Source organism: Brevundimonas sp. (genome assembly GCF_036659295.1).
Lineage (GTDB): Bacteria > Pseudomonadota > Alphaproteobacteria > Caulobacterales > Caulobacteraceae > Brevundimonas.
On record NZ_JAVXCU010000164.1, the window covers coordinates 1 to 693 of the forward strand.

Genomic DNA, 693 nt, shown 5'->3' on the forward strand with positions numbered 1-693 from the left:
TCGATCGCGAAGGCAATCCGAAAGAAGGCCTGTATACCCCGGGCATGGAGTTGCGTGGCAAATACACGCTGTTCGCCGAAGGTTGCCGTGGCCACATCGGCAAGCAACTGATCAAGCGCTTCAACCTCGACAGCGAAGCCGACGCCCAGCATTACGGCATCGGCCTGAAGGAAATCTGGGAAATCGACCCGGCCAAGCATCAGCCAGGCCTGGTGGTGCACACCGCCGGCTGGCCGCTGGACATCATGGGCACCGAGAACACCGGCGGCTCGTTCCTCTATCACCTGGAAAACAATCAGGTGGTGGTCGGCCTGATCGTTGACCTGTCCTACAGCAACACCTACCTGTCGCCGTTCGACGAGTTCCAGCGCCTCAAACATCACCCGGTGCTGGCTCAGTATCTGGAAGGCGGCAAGCGCATCAGCTACGGCGCACGCGCAATCTGCAAAGGTGGCCTGAACTCGCTGCCGAAGATGGTTTTCAAGGGCGGTGCGCTGATCGGTTGCGACCTCGGCACCCTGAACTTCGCCAAGATCAAAGGCAGCCACACCGCGATGAAATCCGGCATGCTCGCCGCTGAATCGGTGGCTGACGCGCTGTTCGCTGAAAAGGACGGTACTGAAGAGTTGACCACTTACGTCGACGCCTTCAAGAAGAGCTGGCTCTACGACGAACTGTTCGCCAGCCGTAACT

1 protein-coding gene is annotated in these 693 nt (G+C 59.3%); it reads left to right on the forward strand.

All coding sequences use genetic code 11. From position 1 onward, the window contains the following. A partial coding sequence (locus tag RSB01_RS14140) for an NAD(P)/FAD-dependent oxidoreductase (RefSeq protein ID WP_332625764.1) occupies nt 1–693 on the forward strand: 693 nt, incomplete at both ends.